The organism is Paenibacillus doosanensis, assembly GCF_025060755.1.
GTDB classification, from domain to species: Bacteria; Bacillota; Bacilli; order Paenibacillales; family NBRC-103111; genus Paenibacillus_S; species Paenibacillus_S doosanensis.
The window spans coordinates 391,717-412,516 of record NZ_JANYUY010000001.1 but is presented as its reverse complement, the minus strand read 5'-3'; the positions used below and the strand labels follow the sequence as shown (position 1 = coordinate 412,516).

The 20,800-nt window shown below is 55.1% G+C and carries 14 protein-coding genes; 13 read left to right on the top strand and 1 reads right to left on the bottom strand.

Annotation, left to right across the window (positions count from 1 at the left end; all coding sequences use genetic code 11):
• Nucleotides 1-21 precede the first annotated feature (21 nt).
• Nucleotides 22-621 carry a DNA-3-methyladenine glycosylase I gene (locus N0M98_RS01825; protein WP_259616767.1) on the top strand — a complete coding sequence of 200 codons (600 nt, stop codon included), beginning with the start codon at nucleotides 22-24 and terminating at the stop codon, nucleotides 619-621.
• A 195-nt stretch (nucleotides 622-816) separates the two neighbouring features.
• Here the strand turns inward: N0M98_RS01825 and N0M98_RS01820 are convergent, their stop codons facing one another.
• Nucleotides 817-2,004 (bottom strand): YheC/YheD family endospore coat-associated protein, encoded by a 1,188-nt coding sequence (locus tag N0M98_RS01820; protein WP_259616766.1) that lies wholly within the window; start codon nucleotides 2,002-2,004, stop codon nucleotides 817-819.
• Nucleotides 2,005-2,229: 225 nt separating this feature from the next.
• On the opposite strand from N0M98_RS01820, the gene N0M98_RS01815 reads away from it, so the two are divergent.
• The 12 genes from N0M98_RS01815 (at nucleotide 2,230) to N0M98_RS01760 (ending at nucleotide 20,496) form a co-directional block, all read left to right on the top strand.
• Nucleotides 2,230-3,381: a glycosyltransferase family 4 protein gene (locus tag N0M98_RS01815; protein ID WP_249862129.1), complete on the top strand. Its 1,152-nt coding sequence runs from the start codon at nucleotides 2,230-2,232 to the stop codon at nucleotides 3,379-3,381.
• Nucleotides 3,382-3,585: 204 nt separating this feature from the next.
• Complete coding sequence (locus tag N0M98_RS01810) at nucleotides 3,586-4,242, top strand: chromate transporter (RefSeq protein ID WP_249862130.1); 657 nt, start codon at nucleotides 3,586-3,588, stop codon at nucleotides 4,240-4,242.
• 28 nt (nucleotides 4,243-4,270) lie between these two features.
• On the top strand, nucleotides 4,271-4,807 hold the full coding sequence (locus N0M98_RS01805; RefSeq protein ID WP_259616765.1) for a chromate transporter: 537 nt from the start codon (nucleotides 4,271-4,273) through the stop codon (nucleotides 4,805-4,807).
• Between the two features lie 185 nt (nucleotides 4,808-4,992).
• A complete protein-coding gene (locus tag N0M98_RS01800) occupies nucleotides 4,993-6,495 on the top strand; it encodes a UDP-N-acetylmuramoyl-L-alanyl-D-glutamate--2,6-diaminopimelate ligase (protein WP_259616764.1) in 1,503 nt (500 codons plus the stop codon).
• A 150-nt stretch (nucleotides 6,496-6,645) separates the two neighbouring features.
• Nucleotides 6,646-11,778 (top strand): WIAG-tail domain, encoded by a 5,133-nt coding sequence (locus N0M98_RS01795; RefSeq protein WP_259616763.1) that lies wholly within the window; start codon nucleotides 6,646-6,648, stop codon nucleotides 11,776-11,778.
• Between the two features lie 690 nt (nucleotides 11,779-12,468).
• The gene (locus N0M98_RS01790; protein ID WP_249862134.1) at nucleotides 12,469-12,906 is read left to right on the top strand and encodes a MarR family winged helix-turn-helix transcriptional regulator; all 438 of its coding nucleotides are present in this window, start codon (nucleotides 12,469-12,471) and stop codon (nucleotides 12,904-12,906) included.
• Complete coding sequence (locus N0M98_RS01785; RefSeq protein WP_249862135.1) at nucleotides 12,903-13,559, top strand: HlyD family secretion protein; 657 nt, start codon at nucleotides 12,903-12,905, stop codon at nucleotides 13,557-13,559. The genes N0M98_RS01790 and N0M98_RS01785 overlap by 4 nt, the downstream gene beginning before the upstream one ends.
• A gap of 13 nt (nucleotides 13,560-13,572) precedes the next feature.
• Complete coding sequence (locus N0M98_RS01780; protein WP_259616762.1) at nucleotides 13,573-14,889, top strand: efflux RND transporter periplasmic adaptor subunit; 1,317 nt, start codon at nucleotides 13,573-13,575, stop codon at nucleotides 14,887-14,889.
• A gap of 12 nt (nucleotides 14,890-14,901) precedes the next feature.
• Complete coding sequence (locus N0M98_RS01775) at nucleotides 14,902-16,551, top strand: DHA2 family efflux MFS transporter permease subunit (RefSeq protein WP_375295433.1); 1,650 nt, start codon at nucleotides 14,902-14,904, stop codon at nucleotides 16,549-16,551.
• A gap of 68 nt (nucleotides 16,552-16,619) precedes the next feature.
• Nucleotides 16,620-18,395 carry a hypothetical protein gene (locus N0M98_RS01770; RefSeq protein ID WP_259616761.1) on the top strand — a complete coding sequence of 592 codons (1,776 nt, stop codon included), beginning with the start codon at nucleotides 16,620-16,622 and terminating at the stop codon, nucleotides 18,393-18,395.
• A 71-nt stretch (nucleotides 18,396-18,466) separates the two neighbouring features.
• A complete protein-coding gene (locus tag N0M98_RS01765; protein ID WP_249862138.1) occupies nucleotides 18,467-18,919 on the top strand; it encodes a MarR family winged helix-turn-helix transcriptional regulator in 453 nt (150 codons plus the stop codon).
• A 227-nt stretch (nucleotides 18,920-19,146) separates the two neighbouring features.
• A complete protein-coding gene (locus N0M98_RS01760) occupies nucleotides 19,147-20,496 on the top strand; it encodes a hypothetical protein (RefSeq protein WP_259616760.1) in 1,350 nt (449 codons plus the stop codon).
• The last annotated feature ends 304 nt before the right edge of the window (nucleotides 20,497-20,800 follow it).

Below are 20,800 nucleotides of genomic sequence, written 5' to 3'. Positions count from 1 at the left end.
GAACAGATGGAGGGATAGCGAGTGGAGAAAACGCGCTGCGGCTGGGTGAATAGCGACCCGCTATATGCGGACTACCACGATCGGGAGTGGGGAGTTCCGGTACATGACGACCATAAATGGTTTGAGATGCTCATACTCGAAGGAGTGCAGGCGGGACTAAGCTGGTATACGGTGCTGAAGAAGCGGGAGCATTACCGCGAAGCGTTCGACCGGTTCGATCCGCTCAAGGTTGCCGCCTATGACGACGCCAAGATCGAGGAGCTGTTGTCGAATGAGGGAATCATCCGCAACCGACTGAAAGTGCAGTCGGCGGTAACCAATGCCAGGGCATTGCTGAAAGTTCAGGAGGAATTCGGCAGCTTCGACGCATATATATGGCGGTTTGTCGGAGGCAGCCCGATTCTGAACAGCTGGGGCTCTTTAAGCGAGGTCCCGGCCAGCACGGCCGAATCGGATGCGCTGAGCAAAGACTTGCGCAAGCGCGGCTTCAAATTCGTCGGATCGACGATTTGTTACGCATTGATGCAGGCGACCGGAATGGTCAACGACCACATGACGCAATGCTACCTGTACAAAGGCGGCTGCGGGCATCAAGCGGAGCACGCGCATGAACGCGGCTAACGCGGCGGATTCAAAAACAAAGCGGTCCTGTTGATAGGGCCGCTTTATTTTTGTTTAGGAAATGATGCGCAGCAATATCCTGTGGATATCCGGGGGCTCCCCCGAAAGTAATGTCTACCCATAGAACGATCCTAGCTGAATGGTTAGACGCCGATTCAGCTGAAGCTGGATACGGACGAAATAAGCTTCAGAGCATCACGTCACTACCCTGGAAATTACTCTTGGTACCCCATTTCCATTGTCTGTGGTGCCGCGTAGCGGCATGGATGGCTTTTGGGGGATTTGTTCTTTGACGCAGCTATCCAGCAAATATTTGGAGTAGGCGATCGGGTTGAAAAACGAAGCTTTCCATTCGTCGAGCAGCCCGGCTTCCCGCAGACTGTACCGCTGGTCCTTGCCGTTGCATTCAACGAAGAGGGGATAGCCGTCTTTGGTCATTCCGACGTCGAGACCGAGATCGGCCAGATGAGGCAGCTGTTCGCCGAGATAACGGCAAACCCGCAGCGAGAAATCGCACAGCTGCGCGTAGACGAGCTGCCCGTCAAGCAGCGGGTATTCTTCTGCGAGGATGTCTTCGAGCCGGTGCACGGTACCGCCCTGTGCCACGTTAGTCAGAAAGCTGCCTTTGGGCGCAACCTTGGCTACAAGTCCCGTGACCTGCCACAGGCCCGATCCGTCCCGCTGCACGGAAACGCGCAGATCGAACGGTCTGCCGCGATAGGTCGCTAAGGCGAGACATTGCTGCACGATATACGGCATTTTTTTCAGCCGCCGAACGAGTAGCGCCGGAAGCCGGGGGCCGCGGAAGCGAAGATGCCGCTTCTTTTTGTTACGCACGCTGAGGCTGACCGGATAGGTGAGCTTCCAGCCGGAAGCGATTTTTTGCAGCAGCATGACGCCTCTTCCGATACTGCTCCGATCCGGCTTGATAATGATTTTGTCGTACAGCTTCATCATGATACCGATATTCGTCGTGTTCGCCGCCGAGGTTCCGGGCAGATGCGGGCGAAGGTCGGGATTCTGCATGAGCAGCTCGTGAACCCGCAGCTTGCCGTAGCGGTTCCATTGGTTGAACAGACGGGTTCCGCCGGCTACCCAGGACGATAATTCGTTATATTCGGCCGATCCGTTGTAAATGGCCCGGTTATGAATGACGGCCGGCAGCGGAATATGCTTTTGCACGAAGCGGCCGTTCTCCTTGACGTAAGCGTTGACCCGGAACGTATCGCGCTTAACGTCTTGAATGCGAAAAAAACAAGGGGTTAATCCGTATTCTCCGGCGGCCTCCACGTAAAAATCCACGGCTTCGTATTGGGTGTTCCCTGACGGGAGCCGGCTGTGCAGCTTGTCGTTGACTAGGATGCCTACGTAGGGAGACTCCATGAGGCTCACTCCTTTTGTGCGAAAATGGCCTTGCATTCGAGTCTTTATACAGCTTATGCCGCCGCTTTCGAACAGGTAATGGACAAATGCGGTAGGCATTCATTGAACATTGAGGCGCCTGTCCCGTCTTCTCGGTTAGGGAGTCGTCCCTATGCCGTTCCACGTAGCTCTGCAGTTGAATACATTGCATTATGAACGGAATTGTGTCACAGAGGAGGCGGCAGCATGGAACGTCCTGTGATCGCTATCGTATCTCCGGGTTCTTTCGTCATTCCCTCGGCAACGAGCAGCTCGGTCGAGCTTGTGATCGAACAGGTGGCCAAACGCATGACCGCCAGAGTAAGTCCGGTTGTGTTCGGCAGAATGTCCGGGATCAGACCGAAACTGGAGAATGTGGGCGGCGTCCGCTACGTGAGGGTGCCTGCGCCTACCCCTTCAGCTTATATTCGCCACGTAAGCCGGAAGCTCTTCGAATACAAGCCGCAAATCATTCAGGTGGAAAACCGCCCGCGCTTCGTCCGTTATTTACGCCGTCATCATCCGAAAGCCCAAATCTGGCTTGTCCTTCACTCGCTTACTTTCGTTTCGGGGCGTCATATCGGCAGAGCCGAGCTGCAAGATTGTCTGGCTGCGGCCGACCGGATTGTCGTCAACAGCAGCTATCTTATGGAACGGCTGAAACGGATGGCCCCCTCCATAAGCGGTAACATCGTAGTCAACCATCTGGGCGTCGATACAGAGAAGTTTACTTCCCGCTGGACGGAGGAAGGTGCCGCAAGACGGGAGAGAATGCTTAGGAGTATGGGGCTTAGCGGTAAAAAGATCATTTTATATGTAGGGCGTCTTATCGAAATAAAAGGAGTCCATCATCTGCTGCGGGCGATGCCGCGAATCGCCAAGCTTGTGCCGGACGCGGTTCTGCTGGTCGTGGGCGGGGCGTTCTACGGCTCGAAACGCACGACGCCTTATGTGAGGCGACTGCACCGCATGGGGGCCAAGATGAAGAAGCGGGTTCGCTTCATCCCATATGTTCCGCATAATCAAATCGCGTCGTGGTTCGGATTGGCCGATATTCTCGTCGTTCCCTCCAACAGCAGGGAAGCTTTCGGTTTGGTCAACGTGGAGGCAATGGCCTCGGGCGTTCCGGTGGCGGCTACCCGCGTGGGGGGAATGAAAGAAATTATCGAGCATGGGGTGACGGGCTACTTGATCGATGCGCCGCTGCTGGGCAAGGAGCTGCCGCAGTGGGTTTCCACTGTGCTGACTCGTCAGGAATTGGCCAAACAACTTGGGGAAGAAAGCCTGAGGAAGGTTCGCGAACAGTTTACTTGGGAATGTACGGCAAGGCGATGGATGGAATTATATGGGTTATATTGAAAATTCTAAAATGAAATTAAGTTGAAATTCAATTCATAGTATTCCGCTGAAAAAAGAGGCCGATTAGGCCTCTTTTTGTGCATAAACGGACTTTTCATTTAAAATAAAAAAGTTTTATGTCAAAGTTTATTCCAAAAAGATAATAAGTAGTATATAATGGACATGAACGATAAGATCGGTTTTTAACAGGGGGGATGCTGCATCATGAACAAAGAAAATAAAAAAAAGGCGTCTTTACTGTGGGGAGTTTTTTGGTCTTTTTGTAAAATCAGTCCGATTACATTCGGCGGCGGATACGCGATGATTCCGGCTATCGAGAAGGAGATTGTGGAACAAAGGGGCTGGATGGACGCGGAGGAAATGAGTCAAGCCTTATCCATCGCCGGTTCGGCTCCCGGGGGCATCGGCGTTAATGCCGCTACATTGGTCGGATATCGTTTGGCTGGGCTGCCGGGTGCCGTTGCCGCGGTTCTCGGCATATCTCTTCCGACTTTTATTATTATGCTCCTTCTTACGATCGGTTATTCGGCGGTCCACGATGCGAAGAAAGTAACGGCCGCTTTCGAAGGCATTCATGCCGCGGTAGTCGCCTTCATCGCCGTAGCCGGGTGGCGCATGTTCAAGTCGTCCGTATCCGATAAAACGACGCTGCTGATTTTGCTGGGAGCCTTGGCGGCGCTCGTATTCTCCGGCTGGCATCCGGCCGTGCTGCTATTGATCGGCACACTCGTCGGCGTTATGTGTTTCAAGTGGAAGCAGAAGCTGGGACGGGGATTAAAGGAAGGCAAGCCGGATAAGCGCGATTCCGTCGTTCCGGCGGCCGCAGGACCCGGGCAATATATATGGGGAGACGGAATATGACGGCTTCTGAGGAAAGGACGCAGAAATTATGCTGCTAGCGTTGTTTTGGACTTTTTTTAAGGTAGGCCTCGTTTCCTTCGGCGGCGGATATGCGATTCTCTCCGTCATTGAGCATGAGGTGCTGCAGCATCAATGGATGACGCCGGAGCATTTTGCCGAGGCCGTATCGTTAGCGGGGATGTCGCCCGGACCCATCGCTACGAACAGCGCGGTGCTGATCGGATTCAAAACGTCCGGAATGCCGGGTGCGGTCGTGTCCGTCATCGGCATGATTCTTCCTTCCTTTCTTATCATTATCGCATTGGCTATTTTTTTCTATAAAAAAAGCAATAACGGATGGATGCAGGCGATTTTTTACGGGCTTAAACCGATGGTGGCGGCGATGGTCATATTCGCGGCTTACCGCGTAGGGGCGGGCGGATCGACGGTTCTCGGAATCAATGCCCATACCGCAGCCCTCGTCATTATATTCGCTTTCGCCGTCATTGGTACCGCCAAATACCGGCTTCACCCGCTGGTCGTTTTGTCGGTATCGGCTTTGATGGGCACAGCGTTTTTCTACTAAATCTAATAGGATGCTTTTTCACCGGCGAGCCTCGTTATGCGAGGCTCTTTTTGCCGTTGGCGCAGCCTTTTCTGACATCTGGATAACATCGGCGTCATTTTTGGATACGGGAAAAATAATGCCCTTAAAATGGTAATACAATAAGGTATCCAAGTAAGACGATGGAGCCGACAGGAGGATAAGCGATGGAGCTAAGAAGGCTGCTTTCAGGTTTGCATACGATTCGCAGGACAGGCGATGATACGGTTGACATCACCGGCGTGCAGATGGATTCCCGGCGCGTTCGCCCCGGAGATTTGTTTGTCTGCATTCCCGGTTCCCCGGGTATTTTGGAGGACCGCCATGCTTACGCCGGGGATGCGGTGCGAAGGGGAGCGGCGGCGCTGGTAGTGGAGCGGGATGTTGCAGAAAGCGGGGACGTGCCGCTTATTTATGTTAAGGATGCAAGGTACGCCTTGGCTGCCGCCGCCTCGCGTTTTTACGATTATCCTAGCACGCGGCTCAAGGTCATCGGCATTACGGGAACGAACGGCAAGACGACGACGAGTCATTTGATCGAGCATCTGTTAAAAGAGCATGGCTTTCATACCGGATTAATGGGCAATCTGTACACGCGGATCGGACAGGAGGAGACGTTTTTTGCCAACAATACGCAGGAACCGCCGGACCTACAGAATAATTTGCGCCGGATGGCCGACGCCAGGGCGGATTATTGCGTGATGGAGGTTACATCGCAAGGACTCGACTTGGGCCGGGTCATCGGCACCCGTTTTCATACTGCGGTGTTTACCAACTTGACTCAGGACCATCTGGATTATCATCTGACCATGGATAACTATTTGGAGGCCAAGGGGCTCTTGTTTTCACGTCTCGGCAACGCTTGCAGCAGCGACGGCGCCGGGGCGGTTGCCGTGCTTAATGCGGATGATTCCGCTTCGGATTATTGCCGAAGGCAGACGACGGCGCAAATCGTTACCTATGGAATAAACAATAAAGCCGATGTGACGGCGGCAAATATCCGGCTCAGCGCATCGGGAACGCAGTTCGACGTGTCGTACCTCGGGCAGTCGGCCGCCGTTCGGCTCCCTTTGGTCGGTTTGTTCAACGTATACAATGCGCTGGCGGCAATCGCGGCCGTCATTCCCGAAGGAATAGAAATTGCGGAGGCGGCACGATATATGGCGGGTATGAAGCCTGTCAGAGGCAGGATGGAAACGATAGACGAAGGCCAGCCGTTCACCGTGTTGATCGACTATGCCCATACGCCGGACGGTCTGGCGCAAGCGCTGCGCGCCGCCCGCGGATTTACCCGCGGTCAACTGGTTGCCGTATTCGGCTGCGGAGGCGACAGGGACCGCGCCAAGCGGCCTGAAATGGGCAGGATCGCGGCTCGGCTATGCGGGCGGATTATCGTAACGTCGGATAATCCCCGTTATGAGCATCCCGATGCCATTATGCAGGATATAGGGCGAGGGATTGTGGAAGAGGGCTTTCCGGCTTCGCACTGCGAAATGATTGCCGACCGGGCGGATGCGATTCGCCGGGCTGTGATGCTTGCAGGTGAAGGGGATGTCGTAATCGTCGCCGGCAAAGGTCACGAAGACTACCAATTCATGAACGGCCGGCGAATGCATTTCGACGACCGCGAAGCCGTCATAGATGCGCTGCGGGAGCGTGAAGGCCGTTAAGCTTCCATTTCGGATAGGTGTGAGCCTATTTTTCCCGGGCCTAATGACTTCCTTCTAGGTAAATGCATATGTTACAAAAGACTACTTTAAGGTTGCAAAAGTCTGACATATGCATAAAACTACGGGCCAACCACACAGGAGGAAGTGCAGATGAGGAAAAAGAGCAGCCGGGCCGGCGCCAAAATATCTCCGCTTCGAAGAAAGCAAAGCGGTGCGTTTAATGAGTTAAAATGGCTCGATGAAGCTTCATCAAGCAGCAAGCATGTAAAACCCCGCGCAGAGGAAGGCGATGCGCTGATCAGTCACTTGCCGGCGGAGGCTGAAGTTCTTACTAAGGATGCCGCGGCGGCGAAGGCGACGGAACCGGAAGCTCCGCAAAAGCCGCAAGTGTCGCCAGTGCAGGAGAAAGTCAAAGAAGAGCCGGCTGTATTGAAAGAGACTAAACCGCTCTCCTTCAAGCCGGTGCTGCAGCAGCGCAAGCAAATTCCGGTAAGCGGGCCGGTCGTATATACCGACGACCTGGCTGACGAGGCGGTTACCCAGGAGAAGGTCGCCCGCAATGCGATTGACGCGAGCAAAGTCAAACGCGGCTCGATCAGCCACGAGCAGCTCTCCGATTACGCGGTCACCACGTCGAAGCTCGGCGACCGCAGCGTAACTTCGCAGAAGCTCAGCATCCGCGCAGTCACGGAAGAACATATCGCCCCGTTTGCGATCTCCGGAGACAAAATTCAGGAAAGAACGATCGGCGGCGAAAAACTGCAGGACAACAGCATCACCTCCGATAAGCTGGCCGATAAAACGATCGATGCGATCAAGATCGCGGAGCGTTCGATTCATACGAAGCATTTGGCGGAAGAAGCGATTACGGGGGAGCAGATTCTTAACCAATCCATCACTTCGGAGAAAATTAAAAGCGGAACGATTCAAACGACTAACCTGGCGAACTACATTATTAATACGGCTAAGCTGGCGGATTTGTCCGTAACGACGGAGAAACTGCGAGATCTTTCCGTTACGGCCGGCAAAATCGCGGACGGAGAAATTACGGCAGAGAAGCTGGCGAACCAGTCGGTTTCGGAAGAAAAGCTGGCTCCTTGGAGCGTCGCTTCCGAGCATTTGCAGTCGGGCGTCGTTTTGCACGAGCATCTGGCCAACGATATTGTGCACAGCGGCAATATCGCCCCTAATCAAGTGAACGAGACGCATCTGGCTATCGAATCCGTAAATGAGGACCATCTGCAGGATGGCGCGGTTACGGCGGATAAGCTTGCCAAACATGCGGTAAACGGAATGCATTTGGATCATTTCATTATCGAAGCCGTGCATTTGCAATCGGGAAGCGTGGAGCCTCGGCATTTGAAGGACGGAGCGGTCACGGCGAAAAAGCTTGCGGAACAAAGCGTCGGTTCCTTCCAACTGGCTGACGGAGCAGTCACTTCAGGGAAGCTTGGGGACTTGTCCGTCGTATCGAGCAAGCTGGCCAAGAAATCGGTAACCGCAGATCACTTGTCCTCCGGTGCGGTCACAAGCGCCCATTTGGCCGAAAAGGCGGTTCAGGCCGACCATGTCGGACCGAACTCAATCGCCAAGGATCATTTGCAGGATCATGCGGTCGTAACCTCCAAGCTGCAAGATCGGGCGGTTACGTCCGAGAAGCTGGCATACGGTTCCATTCAGCATCAGCATTTGCAGGAGGGAGCCGTGCAAAGCGTTCAACTGGCCAATCAGAGCGTAACGACGTCGAAGCTGGCGAGCGAATCCGTATCGACGGATAAATTGACGAATCTGTCGATTACTACCGCCAAGCTGGCGCATTCCAGCGTAACGAGCGAAAAGCTTGGCCGCGAGGCAGTGCTGGGAGAGCATTTGGCGGCGGGCTCGATCCAGTCGCAAAGCTTGGCTAAGGCGGCCGTCAAAGCGCCGCATCTGGCTACGGAAGCGGTAACGCGGGAGAAATTGGCCGATCGCGCCGTGACGTCGGAGAAGCTGGCGGAACAATCGGTGCTCAGCGAGCATCTGATGAACGGGGCTGTCAAAGCGGCTCATCTGTCGCCAGGATCGGTCGGTTCGGTCCATGTGCAGGACCAGTCGGTCACAAGCTCCAAACTGGCTCAAGGGGCGGTCGAAACGCAGCATCTGAACCCGGGTGCGGTCGGGTGCGAGCAGCTGAGCGTAGGAGCCGTAGGAACCGAGCAGCTGCAAGAGCAGTCGGTGACGGCATCCAAGCTGGCTTTTGGCGGCGTGCAAATCCACCATATCGCCTTCGGCGCCGTGGGCTTCGAGCAGCTGCGCGAGCAGTCGGTAACCGCGGAGAAGCTGGCACCGGGAGCGGTGGAAGCCGGACACTTGGCGGCAGGTACGGTCGGATCTTCGCAGCTTCAGGAAGAGTCCGTCACGGCTTGGAAGCTGGCGCAAGGCGCGGTAGAAGCGAGGCATTTGTCTACCGGAATCGTCGGCTCCGAGCAGCTGCAGGATGAGTCGGTGACGGCGGCGAAGCTGGCGCCGGGGGCGGTGGAGGCGATTCATCTGTCGCCTGGCATCGTCGGTAGCGAGCAATTGCAAGAGCAGGCCGTGACGGGGGCGAAACTGGCTGCGGGCTCCGTCGTAGCGGATCATCTGACGGAAGGCTCCGTAGGGACGGCGCAGCTGCAGGAGCAGGCCGTAACGGGGGCGAAGCTGGCGCTTGGCGCCGTCAAGTCCGCGCATTTGGCCGAAGGGGCGATAGGCCGCGAGCAAATAGGGGATGGAGCGGTCGGCACCGAGCAGCTGCAGGATGAGTCGGTGACGGCGGCGAAGCTGGCATACGGCGCCGTACGTTCGGCGCATCTCACCGATCAAGCCGTAGGCTCGCGGCAAATCTCCGAGGGCGCGGTCGGCACGAGCCAACTGCAGGATCAAGCGGTTACCGGCTCAAAGCTGGATTGGGAGGCCGTCGGAACAAATCATTTGGCCCCTCAATCCGTCGGAAACGCGCAGCTGAAGGACGGTTCTGTCACTGCAAGCAAGCTGGCGTCCGGGGCGGTCATAGGAGAACATCTGGCTGAACGGTCAGTTGGGCCGCGCGAGCTGGCGTCAGGAGCCGTGGGCGAAGCGCATGTCGCCGACGCGGCGATCGGGCCGCGGCAGCTGCAGGAGAATGCCGTGACGGCCGAGAAACTGGCGGAAAGCGTCGTGAACGCCGTTCATCTGGCCCCGGGGGCCGTCGGCGCCGACACGCTGCAGGATGGAGCGGTGACGGGCTCGAAGCTGACGGAAGGCGCGGTGGAATCAAGACATCTGTCGGCGGGTTCGGTAGGCCGCGAAGCGCTGAGCGAAGGCTCTGTCGGCACCGGCCAGCTGGAAGACGGAGCGGTGACGGGCTCGAAGCTGACGGAAGGCGCGGTGGAGACGAGGCATCTGTCGGCGGGTTCGGTGGGTCGCGAAGCGCTGAGCGAAGGCTCTGTCGGCACCGGCCAGCTGGAAGACGGAGCGGTGACGGGCTCGAAGCTGACGGAAGGCGCGGTGGAATCAAGACATCTGTCGGCGGGTTCGGTGGGCCGCGAGGCGCTGAGCGAAGGCTCTGTCGGCACCGGTCAGCTGGAAGACGGAGCGGTAACGGGCTCGAAGCTGACGGAAGGCGCGGTGGAAACGAGGCATCTGTCGGCGGATTCGGTAGGCCGCGAGGCGCTGAGCGAAGGCTCTGTCGGCACCGGCCAGCTGGAGGACGGAGCGGTGACGGGCTCGAAGCTGACGGAAGGCGCGGTGGAATCAAGACACCTGTCGGCGGGCTCTGTAGGCCGCGAGGCGCTCGGCGAAGGCTCTGTCGGCACCGGCCAACTGGAGGACGGAGCGGTGACAGGCTCGAAGCTGACGGAAGGCGCGGTGGAATCAAGGCATCTGTCGGCGGGTTCGGTAGGCCGCGAGGCGCTCGGCGAAGGCTCTGTCGGCACCGGCCAGCTGCAGGACGGAGCGGTGACGGGCTCGAAGCTGACGGAAGGCGCGGTGGAAACGAGGCATCTGTCAGCGGGTTCGGTAGGTCGCGAGGCGCTCGGCGAAGGCTCTGTCGGCACCGGCCAGCTGGAGGACGGAGCGGTGACGGGCTCGAAGCTGACGGAAGGCGCGGTGGAATCAAGGCATCTGTCAACGGGCTCTGTAGGCCGCGAGGCGCTCGGCGAAGGCTCTGTCGGCACCGGCCAGCTGGAGGACGGAGCGGTGACAGGGTCGAAGCTGTCTGCGGGCTCTGTAGGCCGCGAGGCGCTGAGCGAAGGTTCGGTCGGCACCGGCCAACTGGAGGACGGAGCGGTGACGGCTGCGAAGCTCGGCGCGGCCGCTGTGCAGAGAGGGCATATCGCGGCGGGCGCGGTCGGAGCCGAGCAGCTTGCTGCCGATTCGGTGGATATCGCAGCGTTGAAGGACGCTTCGGTAACAGGCTCGAAGCTGGCGCTGGGCGTCGTGGAAAGCCGCCATATTGCGATGGAGGCGATCGGCACGGTAAAGCTGCAGGATTTGTCCATCACCGCCGCGAAGCTGGCGCTGGGCGCCGTAGAGAGCCGGCATTTATCGCAAGACGCGGTGAGCGCTGCAAAGCTGCAGAACGGCTCCGTAACGGAGCAGAAGCTGGAAGACGGTTCCGTTACAGGGCGCAAGCTGGCTCAAGGCTCGGTCGGCACGGAGCACTTGACGGTCGATTCGATCGACGGGCTTCATATTAAACAGGAATCGATATCCGGGTATCATCTGCTTCCCGGCAGCATCTCGCTTCTGCATTTGGAACCCGGTTTGATGAAGCAGATCAGCGCCGCAGCTTCCGCAGCGGTGCAGCGGCCGCAAGAACCGGATATAACGCCGGATGAGCCGGATGCGGCCGCACAGGCGGAGCAGGAAGGCGACGGACTAGAGCAGCCGGTACCGTCCACGGTGGAGGACGCTGAAGCGGACGTTCAGACGGCGGCGCTGGCCGCGGAGCCGGTAGACGGCGAGCCGCTGCAGCAAGCTTCGGCGCAGCCGCGGCACCATGCCTACGAAACGGTGCAGACTGTGAAGCGCGGCACGCTCCAGCAGTTCGGACTGTCTTCCTTCACGCTCAAGGTCGAGGAAGAATCGGCGGATCTGGTCGTCGTTTTCGATGAGGAATTCGCCGATGACGCTTACGTGTTTGTCGCTACGACCAGTCATCCGTCATGCTTTGCGGTCGTCAGGGAGAAGTGGCGGGACGGCGCCGTCATTCAAATCGTCCGCAGTCAATTCGCGCCGCAGCTGGAAGGAATGATAAACTGGATTGCCATCGGACGGAAATCATAGTATCTTTAATGAAAGGCAAAGGGGAACCTTCTCGCGGAGGTTCCTTTTTTGCGTTTAGGAGATGATGCCCAGCAATATCCTGTGGAAATCCGGGTTCTCCCCCGAAAGGAAAGTCTACCCATAGAACGATCCCAGCGGAATGGTTAGACGCCGATCCAGATGAAGCTGGATGCGGACGGAATAGCTTCAGCGCATCACGTCACTTTGGGGGGATTTGTTCCGCTCATCCGTCCCATATCCGTAAGAAAAAAATAATTCTTTTCAAAATAGTTAGATCGTGCTATTATTTCGTATAGAAATATTTCTTGTGCGAAATAGTTTCAAGCTGTAATAAGTTTTGGAGCGGGAAAGGGGCGATTACATAACGTGTAGAAATGCCGGATGACAGAACAACAATGACGTGCAAGTCCAACCGCTTTTCCGCAGACGGAATGCCGCTTCCTTGCACGATGGCGGCGCAGGCGACGACGTTTCTTTTTGGCAGCTATGAATATAACCTTTGTGTCCGCGCGGATTTTCGTTTCTGTTCTTTGCATAGCCGGCAAGAAGCTCATTTAAAGTTCGTTCCGCTGTAGATGGATGATTGCGGTTGAAGCCGTGCGAACCTTACCTTGTTCAGCTTTCTCCGGTGTGGTATATTTTTGTATATAAATATTTCGCTTGCGAAATAAATTCGGAGGGCTGACAAACATGAGCAGAGCAATGCAAATCGGCAATTCTATACGAAAACTGACTAAAATTTTTAATACCACCATGGGGAAGGATCTGAAGGAGATCGGCCTGACGACTCCTCAAATCGCTACGATCGGGCAGGTGTATTTTGAACGTAAGACGATCGGCCAAATTTCGGAATGCACGCAGCTTTCCTACAGCACGGTTTCCGGAATTATCGACCGGTTGGAGAGGGACGGATGGCTTGAGCGGGTTCGAGACGAATCGGACCGGCGCATCGTATGGATCAAGCGAACGAGCAAGATCGAAGCGGAGAAGGAGAAGCTGCACTTTTTTCAAGAAAGCTTTTATGAGAATTTGTTGGCAGACTTAAGCCCGGAGGAGCTCGATAACATTGTTCGCTCGCTGGATCTGCTGACTACTTATTTGGAAAAGAAGGTTGAGGAGAAACCATGAAGAGGAAACAAGTCTTGTATATCATCCTCGCGGTAGCGGTGATCGTTGCCGCCGGAGGCGGGTATTCGTTCTGGTATCAAGGGCATTATTACATTAAAACAGAGGATTCGCGAATTACCGGCGATATTTTTCGCGTGATGCCTCGCATTTCGGCTAAAATCACTTCCCTGCCTATCGCGGAAGGCGACACGGTGTTATCGGATCAAATCGTCGGACAGCAGGACAATACGAATTTGGCTACCAGCAGCCTGGATCAGGCGGCGCTTCGTTCGCCGATCGACGGAACGGTCATCAAGACGATGGCCAGAGTCGGTGAAGTGGTATCGCCAGGGCAAACCGTCGCCATGATCGTCGACAAAAGTAAGCTGTACGTTTCCGCCAACATTGAAGAGGGCGACATTAACCGCGTGAAGGTCGGCCAACCGGTCGATTTCACGATTGATACGTTCCCTGGCCAGACGCTGCACGGCAAAGTGAGCGAAATCGGCGAAGCGACGGCCGCGACCTTCTCGTTGATCCCGGCTACCAATACAAGCGGCAACTTTACGAAGGTTACGCAGCGCATTCCGATTAAAATCTCGATTGATGATCAAGCGGGCCTAGCCGTAGCTCCGGGCATGAGCACTACGATCAAAATTCATTTGAAAGGGTAAGGGAGAAACAACCATGAGAAAAAAACAGATGACATGGATCCCGGCGATCCTTTCATTAGCCGTTATTTTTGCATTGCCTGGCTGCGGCGGAGCCGATAATAACGCAAGCGCGGCGCAGGCTGTTGCAGTCAAAGCGATTAAGCTCGGCCAGCCTGCCGATTCGGGCCTCAGCGGTAAAATTATTCCGGATCAGGAAAATAAAGTAGTAGCCAAAGCGGGCGGCAAAGTGTCCGAAGTGAAAGTGGACGAAGGCGCGGTTGTCAAGAAAGGCGATGTGCTCGTTCAACTGGAGACGGACGATCTGACTTCGCAGGTGAAGCAGGCCGAAGCGGCTCTGATCGCCTCCAAGGCTAAGCTTGCCGATACGCAGGCGGGCGCGCGCAGTCAGGAAATCCAAGGTCTGGAGAGCGCGGTGCAAAGCGCCGAGGCCGCTCTGAACCAGGTCAACGCCGCCGTTGATCAAGCCAAATCCGGCTTCGATCTGTCGCAAAAAACGTACAATCGGTTGAGAAATATGTATGACAGCACTTCTACCGTTACTAAAGAAGATATGGATAAAGGCACGTTCGAGTATGAAAAAGCAAAGGCTGCTTACGATCAGACCGTAGCTCAGCAGCAGGCGGCAGCGGCTCAAGTGTCCGCTGCGAAATCCAAGCTGGAACTGACGAAAAGCGGCGCTACCGGCAATACGCTCGAAGCGCTGCAGGCTGACGTGGACCGGCTGACGGCGGGATTGGAGCTGGCTAACAACGCCCTCGCCAATGCCACTATTACTTCGCCGATCGACGGCGTCGTATCCAAACGCAGCATTCAGCCGGGAGAAATGGCCCAGCCGGGAGTTACGCTCTTGTCCATTGTGAAGATGGACCCTGTGCAGGTGGAGCTCAGCGTTCCGGAAACGCAGATCGGCAAAATGAAGGCCGGCTCCGACGTTGAAGTGAAGGTCGGCAACTTGCCGGATAAAACGTTCGCAGGCAAAATCTCGTTCGTAAGCCCCGTTTCCAACGCGAACAGCACGACGTTCCCGGTTAAAGTGACGATCGCCAATCCGGACGGAGTACTGCTGGCGGGGATGCTTGCGGAAGTGCATCTGAAGGATTCCGCGCCGAACGGCCTGGAAGTGCCGAAGACCGCACTCATTCAAAAAGACAATAAAACCTTTGTTTACACTGTCCAAGACGGTACGGCGAAAATGATCGAAGTCGCGACAACGGACAAAAACGCGGATTGGGTCTACGTGAAAGACAATCCAAACTTGAAAGCCAACGTTCAAATCGTCATTAATCCATCGGACCAATTAGCGGACGGCAGTAAGGTGAAGGTGGAATAGGAGGCGTTTAACGTGGCTGACCAGTCTCAAACTACAGCATCAGCTCCTCCGCTCGACCACAAGGATGAGCCCAGCTTCTGGCTGCCTCTGATTGCTATTATTTTGGCTACTTTCGTGTCGGTATTAAGCAGCAGCTTGGTGAACGTTGCGCTTCCCAAGCTGTCCACCGTATTCGGAGTGCCGACATCAACGATTCAATGGGTCGTCACCGGCTTCATGCTGGCGTCGGCGGTCGTTATTCCCGCGAGCGGCTTTCTCGCTTCGCGCTTCGGCAGCAAGCAGGTGCTTGTCCTGTCCGTTGCCGGCTTTACGATCGGGTCGTTCCTATGCGGTCTTGCTTGGAGTGATTCGAGTCTGATTGCGTTCCGGATATTTCAAGGTTTGACTGGCGGCTTCATCATGCCGGTCGGCATGACGGTTATGTATACGATCGTGCCTCGCCAGCAAATCGGCTTGGCGATGGGGATCTGGGGAATCGCGGCGATGGTTGCACCTGCGCTCGGTCCTACCCTCGGCGGTTACCTGATTCAGTACTACAGCTGGAGAACGCTGTTCTTCCTGAACGTGCCGATCGGGATCATCGCCGCCGCCGCCAGTTACTTCCTGCTGAAGGAAGGCGTCAAGCAGAAAAACCTGAAGTTCGATATTGTCGGAGCGGTATGCTCGGTCGTCTTTTTCGGATCGCTGCTGCTCGCTTTGAGTAAAGGACAAACCGAAGGCTGGACTTCGCTGTATATTGTATCGTTGTTCTTCCTTTCCGCGGTGAGCTTCGCGCTGCTGCTGTGGGCGGAATTGACGGTGAAGGAACCGCTTCTTAATTTGAAGGTGTTCAAAAATATCCAGTTCAGCGCCAGTACGCTAACCTCGGGGCTTGTCATGATGGCTATGATGGGCGGCACGTTCCTGATGCCGATTTATTTGCAGAACGTACAGTCCATGACGGCGCTCGATTCAGGTATCCTGCTCCTGCCTCAGTCGGTAGCCATGGCCTTGATGATGCCGATCAGCGGGAAGCTATTGCAGAAAGTCGGCATATTGCCTCTGGGCATTACAGGTTTGCTGATCCTCGGTGTGACGACTTACGAGCTTCATGTGCTGACGGCGGATACATCGCATATTTGGATCAATGTCGTGCTGACGATTCGCGGCTTCGGTATCGGATTATGTATGATGCCGATCTCTACCGTCGGTATGAGCAGCGTACCCAAAGAGCAAATCAAGGATGCTTCGCCGCTTTCCAACGTATTCCGTCAAGTTATGAGCTCGATGGGGATCGCTATACTGACGACGATTATGAGCTCGCGGCAGTATCTGCATTATTACCGTATTTCGGAGGATGTGCCGAGCTATTCGGACAACGCGACCTCGTTTATTTCGGCTTTAGCCGGGGCGTTGTTCCAAGGCGGGGTCGATAATGCGACCGGCAGCGGCACGGCTGCCAGCTACTTGGCCGGCATTATGCAGAAGGAAGCGCTCGTTCGCGGTATCGCGGATACGTTTTATATTTCGGCAATTCCGGCATTTATATGCATACCGCTCATTTTTTTGCTGAGAGAAAAGAAAAAGCCGAAGGAACAGCCTGCTTCGGAGCCGGCTCAAGCCTCGTCCTCGCCTGCTTCCGCCGGCTCCGGGGTTGCCGCGGTCGAGCCCGTCAAAGCGTAAGCAGCGGCTTGTCACCCGTCGTATTCTGTGCACTTATACTTTGTTAAACAATTTGGAGGAAACCATCAATGAAAAACGTATGGGGAAAAACAGCATTGGCGCTCTCTTTAGTTATGTCGACAGCATCTGTCCCTGTGGCTTCCGTATGGGCCGACGCGGCGGAGCAGGCTGATCCTTCGGATCAAGCCGCCGCCGCGAACGCGCCGGTATACCGGCAGCTGACCGACGCGCTGAGTGTTCAGGTCAAGGGCGTGCTTAACGAAAAAACAGCCGCCGGCGTCAACATCGGCGTCGTCGTCAATTTGAAAAACAATACGTCGGAAACGAAGCGCATTCCGGATTACGAGCTGCGCGTCAAAACGTCGGACGGCACGGTCTACACGCTGCTCGGCAGCTCGGCGAACGCTCATTCCGCTTTACCGATGTCGGAAACCGAACTGAGCTATATGATCAAGCTGGATAATAAGGACGCGGTCGCATTATCCGAGCTGCAATGGATCGACGTGGACTGGGACGTATATCCTAAGACGGAGACGGCCGTATTGACCGTACCGGCGGATGGACTCAGCTGGGCAGGCAGCGACGCGGTTATTACCGATCCTGCCGCGATCAAAAACTGGGGTCAAACGTTTACGATCCCGTCGAGCAATCTGCCGCTGACCTATACTCCGGTCGATATGGACAAACAAAATAACGAGCAAAAAACGGCTTATGTCGTGAAGCTGCTGGTGCAAAATACCGGCTCGAGCACGATTACCGTTCCGGATCTGGTGCTGGAAGGCAAAGACGGCACGTCTTCGTTCCAAGGCAAGCAGGTCGAGAAAGATAAAGTGACGATCGAACCGAGTGAGAAAAAATACGTTCACTATGCGATCGAGACGAACCAGGATACCGTGCTGAAGACGATCAACGTGCTGACGCCGGAGAGCTTCGTGCAAACGGATGCGAAAGGGCAAAGCGCAGCGTACGATTATACGATCGGACGCGTGCAAATCGTGCTTCCCGAAGGGCGCATTCCGTCCAGCCTGCAGCCGGTTAACTACAGCTACAACGATGTCATAGCTCTAGACCCGGTCAACAAATCGGTTAATTCCGATGTGGATATTTCGCTTGTCGAGCTCAGCATGCATGAAAACCAAGGCATCGGTTATAAAACGGCGGTGGCCAAGTTCAAGCTGACCAACAAGAGCGACACGCCGCTTCCGGTTCCCGCCTTCGGCACCGAGCTGGATACTCCGCAAGGAGTAAGCTATGCCGGCAGCAGACAAATCAACCCGCCGAAGCAGCTAATGCCGAAGCTGAGCCATATCGTGACGTATTCCTTCACCGTTCCGAATACGGAGGAGGGCGATCAAATGATGCTCAAGCTTTCCGATACGCAGGCTGCCGCGCCGTACAAATCGGCGATCGCCGCACTGAACGTGACGATGCAGCCGCTCGCTCAGGCGGATGACGTATTATCGTTCTATCCGTTCCAGGTCAAAGTGGAAAACTGGAGCATCCAGGCTTACACGAATCTGATTAGCGCGGCGAATCCGACGCTGACTTACGGCTATAAGCTGAAAATGAACGTGGATGTCAAGCAAACCGACAATGTCGTAGTAGATCAGGACTTCTCCAAAATGAAAGTGGCTCTGGTCGATTCGGCCGGCCGTACGCTTTCCGAAGAAAACCTGTCCTTCACCGACAGCGCCGGCATCGACAAGCTGGTATCCGGCGAAGTGATCGTCGACTTTAACAAAGTCCGCGCCGACTATCAGGACAACAATCTGACGATCCAGGTATACGAATCGATTCAAACGGAGTTCGGCGAAGCCAAACGCTTGGTAGCCGTATTCAAATAAGCTAAAGACTACTCCCGCGTTTCCTCGTATGGATGCGCGGGAGTTCTCAAATGTAGCGGGGAGCCGAGGTTATGGAACAGGAATTCATACTGATCGAAGAATTGGAGACGTCGGCAAGGCGCGTTATGAGGAAGTTTGTTACCTATAGCAAGCATGTCGACCGGCGGTTTTCCGGCTCTCAGGTCAGCGCACTGCAAAGTGTGGAAGCAAGCGGCATGTTAAAAGTATCGCGGTTGGCCGAGCATTTGTCCCTGTCGTCCAGCGCGGTTACTTTGCTGTGCGATAAATTGATTCGACAGGGCTATCTTAGAAGAGAACGCAGTGTGGATGACCGGCGGGTGGTCTGTCTCGTGATTACCCAGCATGGCCGGGAAATTCTTCAAGAACTGCTGGACAAAGAAAAAGAAGTCGTTACCCGCTGGCTGTCGGGAATTTCCATAGAAGAATTACAGCAATTCAACAATGTGCTGCGCCAGATCAGAGAAAATATAAAGAAAAAGCCGACAGACGCATTCCGGGCCTAGCCGGGAAGCGGGCCGCTGATCCGTCTTAAGGTTGAACCGTTCGTGTTCGGCCGCTTTTTTGCGGGCGTCGAAAAACGTCATATTAAGAAAATGTAAAAGATGTTCATAAATCGTTCAAGAATATCCGAAACAAGAGCTTCACAGACAAGTTTAATTGTGATATATTTCGTATAGAAATATTTCTCATACGAAATGTATAGAGATTAAAGGAATGGAGAGAAAGAATCATGAAAACCAAACTGTTTAGTAAAAAAACGATTACCGGAGGCGTTGCGGCAGCGCTGCTGATCGGCAGCTTTGCCTATGCCCCTCAAGCAAAGCCCGCATATGCGGCAGAATTGCAGCAGCCGGCGGTAAGCTCCCCGCTGGTGGCCAAATATTTGCAAAATCTCGCTACTTACACCGCTTGGGTATCCGATAGGGAGGAAGACGATGTTCTGTCCGACGTGTCGTACGGCAAAACGCTTGCCGACGCTTCCGGTCTTTCTGCGTCGCTGCTGCGTGACAAGCTGGTGAGCAATTTCGATACTTACGTAAGCCTGAATGCGCAAGGCCAAAACTTGTCCGGCGATCAAATTCAGAAGCTGCATGATGAAGCCGCTAGCCTGATCAACGATGCGATTATGGAACACGGGTACAAGGCGCCTGTAAGCCAGGCCAGCATGAATCTGGATTCGGTTATTCAGCAGCGGTTGAACTTGATCGTCTCCGACGTCGCTGCGATCTCGAACGATGATGTCGATGACATCGAGAACCGACTGGAATCGGGGGCAACGCTGGTGAAAGCATCCGGGCTGTCTCAAGAGGCATTGTTCGAAGCGCTGACAGGTTTGATGAATCTGTCCATCGACAACGCGGTAGGCCAAACTCCGGTTTCCTCCGATGCGGTTCAACAAGCGAAAGAAAAAGCAGCCGATAAAATCAGAGAAGCGATCAATACGGCAGGAGGCTATAAAGCCGTTTCCGCAGACCAGGGCGCTGCAAGCCTTGATAATATTGTGAAGCGCCGCATCGCTTTCATCATCAGCGACGCCGCAACGATTGCCGATAAAGATTATAACGATGTGCTGCAGGATCTGAAGAGCGGCAAAACGCTGCCAGACGCAACCGGCGTAGCAGCGGGACTCTTGTCTTCGGAGCTGAACCGGATCGTTCAACAGGATATCGATCATGCCGCCGAGCAAGGCTCCTTCGATACGAACGCCATCGAGAGCGCCAAAAGCAGCGCAGGCTTGAGAATCAGCGAGATTTTGTCCGAAGGCGGCTATACCGGGGAGAAGGAAACCCAAGCGGCGGGCAATATTAGCGCTCTAGTGCAGGAAAGATTGAAAGGGATCGTGTCGGACGCGGCCTTGATCGCCGATAAAAAATATTATGAAGTAGAAGATAAGGTGAATGCTGGAGCAAGCTTGTCGGCTGCTACAGGCATCTCCGGAGGAGAACTGTTCGACCGCTTGATCGCGCCAGTCAATCAAATGATCGAAACGATGACTAATGATCCCGACCAACAAGCGAAAGCCAAGGAACAAGCAGCTAAGCAGATCAGAACATGGGTTGACAACGGCTATAACAACTAATACACGGCCCAAGCCTCTTCAACGGCTTGCAGCTGCCGAAAGCGCGGCGGTCCTTACGGACTTCCGCGCTTTATTTTTGTTTAGGAAATGATGCGCAGCCATATCCTGTGGAAATCCGGGTTCTCCCCCGAAAGGAATGTCTACCCATAGAACGAACCCAGCGGAATGGTTAGACGCCGATCCAGCTGAAGCTGGATGCGGACGGAATAAGCTTCAGAGTATCACGTCACTACCCTGGAAATTACTCTTGGTACCCCATTTCCATTGTCTGTGGTGCCGCGTAGCGGCATGGATGGCTTTTGGG